The 9,740-nt window shown below is 35.2% G+C and carries 13 protein-coding genes and 1 tRNA gene; 2 read left to right on the top strand and 12 right to left on the bottom strand.

Annotated features, from left to right (window positions below; genetic code table 11):
• Positions 1-158: 158 nt before the first annotated feature.
• Both ACU1LP_RS18790 and ACU1LP_RS18785 read left to right on the top strand, forming a co-directional pair.
• Positions 159-608, top strand: coding sequence for a GatB/YqeY domain-containing protein (locus ACU1LP_RS18790; protein ID WP_445733887.1), 450 nt, complete (start codon positions 159-161; stop codon positions 606-608).
• 22 nt (positions 609-630) lie between these two features.
• Positions 631-704 (top strand) — tRNA-Arg (locus ACU1LP_RS18785).
• Between the two features lie 357 nt (positions 705-1,061).
• Here the strand turns inward: ACU1LP_RS18785 and ftsY are convergent.
• The 12 genes from ftsY to ACU1LP_RS18725 all read right to left on the bottom strand — a co-directional run bounded on the left by ftsY (position 1,062) and on the right by ACU1LP_RS18725 (position 9,639).
• A complete protein-coding gene (gene ftsY, locus ACU1LP_RS18780) occupies positions 1,062-2,036 on the bottom strand; it encodes a signal recognition particle-docking protein FtsY (RefSeq protein WP_445737049.1) in 975 nt (324 codons plus the stop codon).
• Positions 2,037-2,537: 501 nt separating this feature from the next.
• The gene (locus ACU1LP_RS18775) at positions 2,538-2,696 is read right to left on the bottom strand and encodes a DUF4295 domain-containing protein (protein WP_445733063.1); all 159 of its coding nucleotides are present in this window, start codon (positions 2,694-2,696) and stop codon (positions 2,538-2,540) included.
• A 6-nt stretch (positions 2,697-2,702) separates the two neighbouring features.
• A complete protein-coding gene (rpmG, locus tag ACU1LP_RS18770; protein ID WP_042500020.1) occupies positions 2,703-2,885 on the bottom strand; it encodes a 50S ribosomal protein L33 in 183 nt (60 codons plus the stop codon).
• Positions 2,886-2,909: 24 nt separating this feature from the next.
• Entirely contained in the window at positions 2,910-3,146 is a 237-nt protein-coding gene (gene rpmB, locus ACU1LP_RS18765; protein ID WP_445733062.1) for a 50S ribosomal protein L28, read from the bottom strand.
• A gap of 83 nt (positions 3,147-3,229) precedes the next feature.
• Positions 3,230-4,480, bottom strand: a complete 1,251-nt coding sequence (locus ACU1LP_RS18760; RefSeq protein ID WP_445737048.1) for a competence/damage-inducible protein A — start codon at positions 4,478-4,480, stop codon at positions 3,230-3,232.
• Positions 4,480-4,821 carry an Hpt domain-containing protein gene (locus ACU1LP_RS18755; RefSeq protein WP_445733060.1) on the bottom strand — a complete coding sequence of 114 codons (342 nt, stop codon included), beginning with the start codon at positions 4,819-4,821 and terminating at the stop codon, positions 4,480-4,482. The genes ACU1LP_RS18760 and ACU1LP_RS18755 overlap by 1 nt, the downstream gene beginning before the upstream one ends.
• Before the next feature lies 1 nt (position 4,822).
• Positions 4,823-5,434, bottom strand: a complete 612-nt coding sequence (locus ACU1LP_RS18750) for a fumarylacetoacetate hydrolase family protein (RefSeq protein WP_445737047.1) — start codon at positions 5,432-5,434, stop codon at positions 4,823-4,825.
• Positions 5,435-5,835: 401 nt separating this feature from the next.
• The gene (locus ACU1LP_RS18745; RefSeq protein ID WP_445737046.1) at positions 5,836-6,201 is read right to left on the bottom strand and encodes a hypothetical protein; all 366 of its coding nucleotides are present in this window, start codon (positions 6,199-6,201) and stop codon (positions 5,836-5,838) included.
• Positions 6,167-6,847, bottom strand: coding sequence for a nucleotidyl transferase AbiEii/AbiGii toxin family protein (locus ACU1LP_RS18740; protein WP_445737045.1), 681 nt, complete (start codon positions 6,845-6,847; stop codon positions 6,167-6,169). The genes ACU1LP_RS18745 and ACU1LP_RS18740 overlap by 35 nt, the downstream gene beginning before the upstream one ends.
• Positions 6,844-7,467 (bottom strand): DUF6088 family protein, encoded by a 624-nt coding sequence (locus tag ACU1LP_RS18735; RefSeq protein ID WP_445737044.1) that lies wholly within the window; start codon positions 7,465-7,467, stop codon positions 6,844-6,846. The genes ACU1LP_RS18740 and ACU1LP_RS18735 overlap by 4 nt, the downstream gene beginning before the upstream one ends.
• A 248-nt stretch (positions 7,468-7,715) precedes the next feature.
• The gene (locus ACU1LP_RS18730) at positions 7,716-8,675 is read right to left on the bottom strand and encodes a transglutaminase domain-containing protein (protein WP_445732906.1); all 960 of its coding nucleotides are present in this window, start codon (positions 8,673-8,675) and stop codon (positions 7,716-7,718) included.
• Positions 8,676-8,862: 187 nt separating this feature from the next.
• Positions 8,863-9,639 carry an exonuclease domain-containing protein gene (locus ACU1LP_RS18725; RefSeq protein WP_445732905.1) on the bottom strand — a complete coding sequence of 259 codons (777 nt, stop codon included), beginning with the start codon at positions 9,637-9,639 and terminating at the stop codon, positions 8,863-8,865.
• Between the last annotated feature and the right edge of the window lie 101 nt (positions 9,640-9,740).

Raw genomic sequence — 9,740 nt, 5'->3', positions numbered from 1 at the left:
CAGCAGTTTAATAATCTCATGTGTTCCAGACCTGTCAGGTTTTAAAAACCTGACAGGTCTCAATTTCAGTGGGATTATTACCATTTACAGAAGGTCAATCTAATTTTTTGTCATGTACTTAAATTTGTTTTATATTCGCATTCTAATAAAATCACACCATGAGTTTACAAGATAATATCATGACGGCTTTAAAGGAAGCCATGAAAGCAAAAGACCAAACCGCTTTAACGGCATTACGGGCGGTAAAATCGGCTATTCTATTAGCGCAAACAGAAACTGGAGCGAAAGAGGAATTAACCGAAGACCAAGAGCTTAAAATACTTCAAAAGCAAGTAAAGCAACGTAAAGACAGCGCCGCCATATATATTGAACAAGGACGGGAAGATTTAGCAGCACCGGAATTGGCAGAAGCCGAGGTCATCAATCAGTTTTTACCTGAAGCCATGAGCGAAGAAGCTATTGCACAAGTAGTTGAAGATACCATTAAGAAGTTGGGAGCGGTAGGTATGAAAGATATGGGTAAAGTTATGGGCGCAGTAAGTCAAGAACTTGCTGGAAAGGCCGAAGGGAAAACCATTTCCAATATGGTAAAGGCTAAATTGTCTTAAATTTAATATTATTCCAAATAAAGGCCCCGTGGCGCAATTGAATAGCGCATCAGATTTCGGCTCTGAGGGTTACAGGTTTGAATCCTGTCGGGGTCACAAAATAAAAAAGCGTAATAACTTTAAATGAGTTCTATTTGTTATGTAAAAAAATTGGTCAAATCTAACTATGGTTTTATCCTAAAAACATAGTTCTAATTTCCTTTCCAGATGCTTCACTGCCAATTTACTATCGTCTATTTTAGGCCACTTTTGCATCTGTACCGGCAACATATCGAAGTTGGTCTTTCCCATTATGAAGATTGTTTTGTGACATTGTTTTGCCTTTTATGATTGCTAGAACCATTAATAATTGGCAATACTATGTTTGAAGTTGGTGTTGGTTTTAGGATAATAGTAATGGCAATGACAATTAGGTTAAAGCACCATGGGGTTCCCGCCTTCGGACAAAATTATTTACTTAAAAAACGAATCCACAAACTCAAACTTATTAAATACTTGCAAATCTTCAATACCTTCGCCAACGCCAATATATTTTACTGGTATTTTAAACTGGTCCGAAATACCTATTACCACACCACCTTTTGCGGTTCCGTCTAGTTTTGTAACCGCTAATGATGTGACTTCGGTTGCTGCTGTAAATTGCTTTGCTTGTTCGAATGCATTCTGACCTGTAGAACCATCTAAAACCAATAACACATCGTTAGGGGTATTGTCAACCACTTTTTGCATGACGCGTTTTACTTTGGTAAGCTCGTTCATGAGGTTTACTTTATTATGCAAACGGCCAGCGGTATCTATAATGACTATATCGGCATTTTGGGTTACGGCACTTGTTAAGGTATCAAACGCCACAGAAGCAGGATCGGAACCCATGGATTGTTTTACCAACGGCACGCCTACTCTGTCTGCCCAAACTTGAAGTTGGTCTATCGCAGCAGCCCTAAAAGTATCGGCTGCACCTAACACTACCTTGTATCCCTGCTTTTTAAATTGGTAAGCCATTTTACCTATGGTGGTGGTTTTACCAACGCCGTTAACACCAACCACCATAACAACATACGGCTTTTTATATCCTGCCTTATCGGCAGGCGGGTGCGGAATTGAAAATTCGGTTTCCTCGCCAGAATTGGTTTCGCTTAACAAGCCTGCGATTTCTTCACGAAGAATGCTGTTCAGCTCATCGGTTCCCAAATATTTATCTTTTGAAACACGGGCTTCAATGCGCTCAATAATTTTGAGGGTTGTATTGACGCCAACATCGCTGGAAACTAAAACTTCTTCCAGATTATCCAAAACGGCATCATCTACTTTGGATTTTCCCGCTACGGCTTTACCTAATTTGTCGAAAAAACTGGTTTTGGATTTCTCTAAGCCTTTATCGAGGGTTTCCTTTTTTTCTGAGGAAAATATTTTTTTAAAAAAACTCATTTTTTTAATTTGGTTTGTTGGTTGTTTATTTGTTTTAGACTTTGGATCTATAAAACCCTTCCGTCTTCATTCCGTTTTCTCGAAATCAATCCATACCGAGAATTCGGCACAAGCTCTTCCCTTTTTAAGGGAAGGATTTTTTACTGTTAATTTCCTTCGTGTTGGCTTTATTTTTAATAAAAAGGATAAAACCGAGGTGGTTGCGTTAGGGATTAAAGCGGCATCCTTTTTAAAACACTTATAAAAAATAAACCATTGCTAGAACTAAAAATTGGCAGATTGCCACGTCCTTTGTCCTCGCAATGACGTTTTAAAAAGATATAGCTGAAAGCCCGACCTGGTTCCTGAACTTGTTTCAGGATAAAGGTAACGCCCAAATTGATATTGCAAAATCCCTACCGTTAATTTTTACTGCTAGTATGGCAGAAACGTTTCAAATATAAACATAAAAAAGCTGCTTCCCATAAAGAAAGCAGCTTTGTATATTTAAAAAACTTGTTTTTACTTTTTGTTGAAAAAGTCGTCTGCAAATTCTGGAGACATGATGGATTCAACAAACATGTAAGCACCTGTTTTAGGTGATTTTACCATTTTGATAGCCTTTGTTAATCTTTTGGAAGATGTTGCTGTTTGTAACGATGCTACTGTTTTTTTTGCCATGACTTATTATTTTATCTCTTTATGAACTGTCATACGCTTAAGGATGGGATTGAATTTCTTGATCTCCATTCTATCCGGCGTATTTTTTTTATTTTTAGTAGTAATGTATCTTGAAGTTCCTGCTTGACCAGACTCCTTATGCTCCGTACACTCTAATATTACTTGTATTCTATTACCTCTCTTTGCCATTTTTTTGCTTATTAAATACAGCTATTATTTTAAAAATCCTTTGGATTTTGCATCCTTAATTGCTGCGGAAATACCTATTTTGTTGATAGTTTTTAAAGCAGAAGTAGAAACTTTTAAAGTTATCCAGCTGTCTTCTTCCGGAATGTAAAAACGTTTCTTAACCAAATTCGCATCAAATGTGCGTTTAGTTCTATTCATTGCGTGCGACACGTTGTTTCCAACCATGGCCTTCTTACCTGTAAGTTCACAAACTCTTGACATTATTTATAACTTTAAATTTCTTTGTTGCTTAAAATCGAGGTGCAAATATACAAATTCTTTATATTATGACAACTTAAACAGTATCAATTTTTAAAAATTTCTTTTAGGAGCATTTCAAGTGCTTTATTTACTGCTTTGCTTATCACTTTGATGCGGTGGTTTCCTAGCATAAATTTTTCGGAATACACTGTATTTTTAGTAGCAATGGCAATAAAAACGGTACCTACTTCTGCTTGGGAATCCCCTTTGGTAGGTCCCGCATTTCCGGTAGTTGCAATGGCATAATCTGACTGGAATAACCGCAATGCATTTACCGCCATGGACTCTACAACTTGTGAACTTACCACCGAAAAAGTGTCGATATCTGCTTTTGAAACTCCCAAAACACTTATTTTTGATTCGGTTGCGTAGGTAACAACGCCTCCTTTAAAGTAGGCTGATGCGCCCGGATGCACCGTAAATTGCTCTGCTACCATACCTCCTGTACAACTTTCGGCGATGGCCAACGTTTTGCCCAATTTGGTTAATTGATTGGCGATAACTACCTCAACCGAACCATCTTCTTCTTCAAAACCTGCAAATTCATCTTTTATTAAAGGCAACACTTTGTCTATTTCGGCTTGAACGCTTTTGTGAACTTCTTGTACAACAAATCCTTTTGTGGATAGACGCAATCTCATTTTTCCTAAACTTGGTAAATAGGCTAATTTAATATGCTTTGGCAAGGCGTCTTCCCAAGCTTCAATGCGTTCTGCCAAAGCACTTTCTCCCAAACCATAAACTAATAAGGTTTTATGCAAAATATAGGGGCAATTGTACTTGTTCTTTAGCTTCGGAATCACTTCATTTTCAATAAGCGCATTCATTTCATAAGGCACACCTGGGAGAGATATAAAAACTTTATCATCCTTTTCCATCCACATGCCTGGAGCGGTGCCTAATTTATTCATTAATACTTTAGCTTTTGAAGGCACTAAAGCCTGATCTTTATTTACTTGCAAAAGCAGACCGCCCACATAATTTTTCCAGAGTTCCTCTATATTTTTTAATACGGAAGCATCCTTAATTAATGTGTCGTTAAAATATTCTGCAATGGTTTTTTTTGTAATATCGTCTTTAGTAGGTCCTAATCCGCCTGTAAGAATAACGATATCCACATGACTTTCTGCATCTTTTAAGGCCCTAAGTATGTGTTCTTTATCATCTTGAACGGACGTGATTTGATATACGGAAACCCCTATTTTATTGAGTTGTTTTGCTATAAATGCAGAATTTGTATCAATCACCTGACCAATAAGAAGCTCGTCGCCAATGGTGATTATCTCTGCTAACATTATAAATTGAAGTCTGATTTTATTTCGGCTACGGCTTTATCAACCGCAGACATAACCGTGTTTAACTGAGACGTAACATCTAAATCTTTTTTCTCGAACTTGCCCCAATCCTGTACTTCTATTAATGTAGCGAGCACCCCCAATTCAAACAAATCGATGGTTGGTTTCATTTTATGGGCCGCTTGGTAGGCATCGTGATAATCTTTTTCTGCAACGGCTTTTTTTAGTCGTTCGGCATCTTCTGGCACTTCTTCCAAAAAGGCTTCTGCCAATGATGCGATAAAATCTTCATCGCCATCGGCCAACTCGCGTACCCTAAATAATTTGTAATGTTGTTCCATGTTATTTAACTGTTATTGAAAATAGTTCCTTATCTTCTATAAATCCTTTAAGTTTATCATTTGTAATGACCTTTCCAACCCCAGCGGGAGTTCCTGTAAATATAATATCTCCAATCTTTAAAGTAAAATATTTTGACACATATTCTATCAATTCATCAATTTTCCAAAGCATGTGGCTTGTATTTCCTAATTGTGCAATCGTGCCATTTTTTTTTAAAGAAAATTCAATCGCATTTACATCTTTAAAATCTGAAACTGGCAACCATTTGCCAACAACAGCAGCCCCATCAAAGGATTTTGCCTTTTCCCATGGTAATCCTTTAGCTTTCAATTCGTTTTGTACATCACGTGCCGTAAAATCGATTCCCAACCCAATTTCATCATAATATTTATGGGCAAATTTTCTATCGATATACTTACCTATCTTATTGATCTTGACTAAAACCTCCACTTCGTAATGCACATCGTTTGAAAAATCGGGGATAAAAAAAGGTTGTTTTTTTAAAAGAATGGACGTGTCTGGTTTTAAAAACACCACGGGATCTGTTGGTTTTTCGTTTTCCAACTCTTTGATATGTTCGGTATAGTTACGACCGATGCAGATTATTTTCATTCTATAAATTTTAATTGGGCGTTACCCAAGGGTCGGGCTTTTCGTTACAAGTCCTCGCTCGTGCCTCACTGTGGGCTTTCCACTGCAAATGTAAAACATTCACGATTTCATTAATTTAAAAATGGAATATATGAGTAATCCCTAACGCGGGTAAATTTGTAATAGTAAGTTTTAAACCCACTGTCATTTTCTTATCCTACAAATTTATGATTTTGATTGTTATCATAAAAAATTTACGCTTTTTTATTTGTTTTATACGCATGTTCTCTGCTGGCTTTATTCCGTTCTGCTTTTCTATTCCGATATTTTCTTTTCAGTTCTGATTGAGCGTTGGCAAGCTATACTCTTTTGTAATTTTTGGTGTGGCATTGGCTGGTGCGAATTGCAAATGTGTATGGCTTTTAGCGTTGGCTTATTTGGTTTATTCTTTTTTGTAATTCCGATATTCTTTCTATTAACTTTCCAAAGGTCAAAGATTCTCCGTAAATCATAAAGTCTGTCATTGCCTCATAGTCTTTTTCATAGTCCTTTATTACAGCATCTGGCGGAATGATTTTAATTTTACTCGGTATATGATTAGTATAGTCAATTCCTCTTATTGGATTAAACTTTTCTCTATGAGCTACTATGTTGTCATAAAGTTCTATGTCTTTTAATGCATTGATTCCGTGTTCCGTATCCATTAGTTTTTCCAAATCATAAAGATGTCTTGAAAGTCGGTCAATTCTTATTTTATCTGTTTTTTGTGAAAATTCCTCGTGTAGCAAGAATATTTTTTCCGAAAAAAGTCCTTTGTGGAAGAACTGTCGAGATTGCAAATGATTTTGTAGCAAATTTTTGATTGGGGAAGTTCTCGCTTATGATTGAGTTAATTTTCCTCCTTTCAGTTGGTTCCATCAGCGAACGGGAACTTACCTCTATCAAAATACGCTGTGGTAAATACTCTGACGTATCAATAACAGAGTTGTAGTGGATTTCTATTGTTTGAGGGTCCTTATCCGAATCAGTAATTGGTTGTGCAATCAATTTACATTCCTCAATCGCTTTATTTTCAGTTAATACTTTTGTTAAATCTTCAAGAAATGTGGTGGATATAAATTCACAGGATTGTTTTCGTAGCTTTTTGATTTGCGTTTTGCTGATGTCTCCTTCAAAACCAAAGAATTTTCTGTCTATTGCCAAGTCAATATCTTCTGAAAAACGTTCTATCAAATCCCATCCTTTGCTCATTGATGTTCCGCCTTTGAAAACAATATTTTTGCTATAGGATAAAGAGAAAGAAGCATTCAATGCTAATGTTACCCACCAATCCTTTTCAATTGCCACTGCTGGTAAACCAGTAAGTTCTGTTGTTTGATTCAGAATTTTAATTCTTCTTTCTTTTGATAATGTTAACCAATTGGTATTCATCATTTTGTCTTGCTTAATGTGTCATTAATAGAGTGCATTAATATTTTATTTATCCAAGCTGGTGCAAGTTTTGCATCATTTAATATGTTCTCGTTTTTTTCATTTGTGAGAATTTCATAAATTTTTTTTAGTTTTTCATTGTCCAATTTTTTTCGTCCAATGGTTTTGAGTGCTTGAATAACCAAACTGCTGATTTCGCCTTGTGCCAATAAGTTTTTAGGACTTGTCTTTTTAAAAGAGATTATTCGTTTACCAACCTTAACACTTCTTGCAGCACCATCAGTCAAGTAAACAACTTTCATAGGCACTTGTGTTGACAATCCTAATTTGTTCAATGCGTGAATACCTGTTGGAACAATTCTTGCTTTGTCCCGTCTTGCAATGGCTTTAGCTATATCCTCGGTAGATGGAAACAGTACACCAAGTTCTTTGTCAATTTTCGGGTACAAATAAATTCCGTGGGCCAAACGAACCAAGATTTCCTTCTGTTTTAGTCTCAACAGGGCTTTTTTCACACTCTCTGTATTACCATAATCCAAGAAATCATCCACAAAAAGGATACTTCCTTTTTTGAACGATTTTAGTGCTTTGGCAATTTTGTTTTCTACAACGGGTCTTTCCATTTGATATAATTTCGTCCCAAATTTAGTAAATATTTGGGACGAAATAAAATCTATACTGCTTTAAATAAATTGCCGTCACTTTTAATAGTGTTTGGAATGATGGGTTGGATGTCGGTTAAGTCAGATTTGTATTTAACTTCTGAAACTTTATCGGGAATATTAATTCTTTCGATTTTGGAAATTAGTCCACAGTCATAAAAAATTTACGCTTTTTTATTTGTTATATACGCATGTTGCCACCAGTTATTTTATATTTTAAAGTTAATGACATCTTCGTGTTCAGTTTTAAAATACTGGTCTCCATCATTTTCAAATTTCACTACTTTAACTTTGAAATAAGCTGTTTTAGGAACTTGAGCTTTTCCAAATCGGAAATAAGTTCTTCCATCTTGGTCTATTACTTCAATGTCATTTATTGATTCAAAATTCAAATTGTCAGTACTCATTTTTAAACTCACAGACCATTTGTTATTCGGTAGGTCTTGAAATGTGAAATAATAAAAATCCTTGTCAGCCATTAATTTGGGAACTTCTGTAAATCCAATCATAAACCATATTGGTTTAACGAATTGAGAATTATTGAATTCCTCAAGAGTTAGTGGTTCTTTTAAAAGTTGCCATTTACTATCCTCTGGATAATGAGTTAATATCGAAAACTCTGGTTTAATGTCAAAATAATATTCAGATGTTTCTTGGTCCTTGGAAGTTCCCCAAGTCGTGTCAACTAAAATCCATTTGTCATTTAGTTTGATAGCGTTCCAAGCGTGTCTGAAATTATCGTCAGATTCCAATTCCACATAATGATTTCTTAAATCTCGAATATGTCCAGATATTACAACTGCTTCGATGTCAATTTCGTTCATAAACCATTTGAAGAGATTTGCATAACCAGCACAAACTCCTTTTCTGTTTTCATAAACATCGTATTCGTCTTGTTTCTCTGAAAACTCTTCATTGGTTATAGTTCCAGCTAAAATTTTTTCAAATAATTCATTGTCGTATTGTATGTTCGAACCAATCCAATAATAAAAGAATTTCGCAAGTTGATTTTTGTCCTTAATATGCTTTTTTGCATAATCTGTTAAGTCCCACATATCAAGATTCATTTCATTGGTTTTTTCAACTAATGATTTGATTTGTTCATTTTGGGAAAAACCATAATTGACAAATATCAAAAGGAAAAATGTTGCGAAAATGGTTTTTTTCATAATTGGTGGCAACTCGTTATATCGTTACTTTTATTACCGATATCCCGTGAATAAGTCGGGATATGGTACCTTTTTTGTTACTCTTATCCTGTAAAGATAATTTTTTAATTGCATTATCTAAAGGACTTTTTATCTGTTGTAAATCTTTTCGGGTTACATTCATTTGCCTTCATATTTTGGTATTATTTTAGCCTAATTTATTATTAAAACTTCTCAATTTAATAGCTGTTAACACCTTTTTTGTGTATAACGGAAAATCAGCATTTAACAACCAGCCAAAATATCCGGGTTCGCTTTCTAAAACTTCGGTTACTAATTTGCCTTTATGCTTACCAAACGAGAAACATTCTTCGCCTTTTTTGTTATAAACAATAAAGCCTGCAAAATCTGCAAATTGTTTTCTAGAGCTAAATTCCGCCAAAAACTTCGTATCATTTTCTATTTCATCGTACTTGGCTATTTGCGCTTTTAGCACTTCGTAAGTGGCTCTTGTATCGGCTTCAGCTCCATGCGCACCTTCTAATTCTTCATTACAATAAAACTTGTAGGCAGCACTTAAAGTACGTTGTTCCATTTTATGGAAGATAGTCTGTACATCAACAGCCACTCTATTTTTCATGTCGAAATCTATCTCTGCACGCAATAATTCTTCAGCTAATAATGGAATATCAAATCTATTGGAATTAAACCCTCCCAAATCGGAGTCTTTAATCATATTGTAAATCTCCTTGGCAACTTCCTTAAAGGTTGGTTTATCGGCTACGTCTTCATTGGTAATACCATGAATATCAATAACTTCTTTTGGAATGGTCATTTCTGGGTTTACCAACCATGTTTTGCTTTCTTCCTTTCCGTTAGGAAATACTTTCAAGATGGCTATTTCTACAATACGGTCGTTTGTAATGTTGACTCCTGTGGTTTCAAGGTCGAAAAAACAAATGGGCTTTGTTAAGTTTAGATTCATTTTAAATATCTGTATTATTTAATGTTTTGTAACTAATCAGTAGCAAATATATCGGTTTTGCATAAAACAGTGCTTCATTAACAATTTAAGTAATTTTATTA

Source organism: Mariniflexile sp., assembly GCF_052728615.1.
This window is presented reverse-complemented; position numbering and strand designations above follow the sequence as displayed.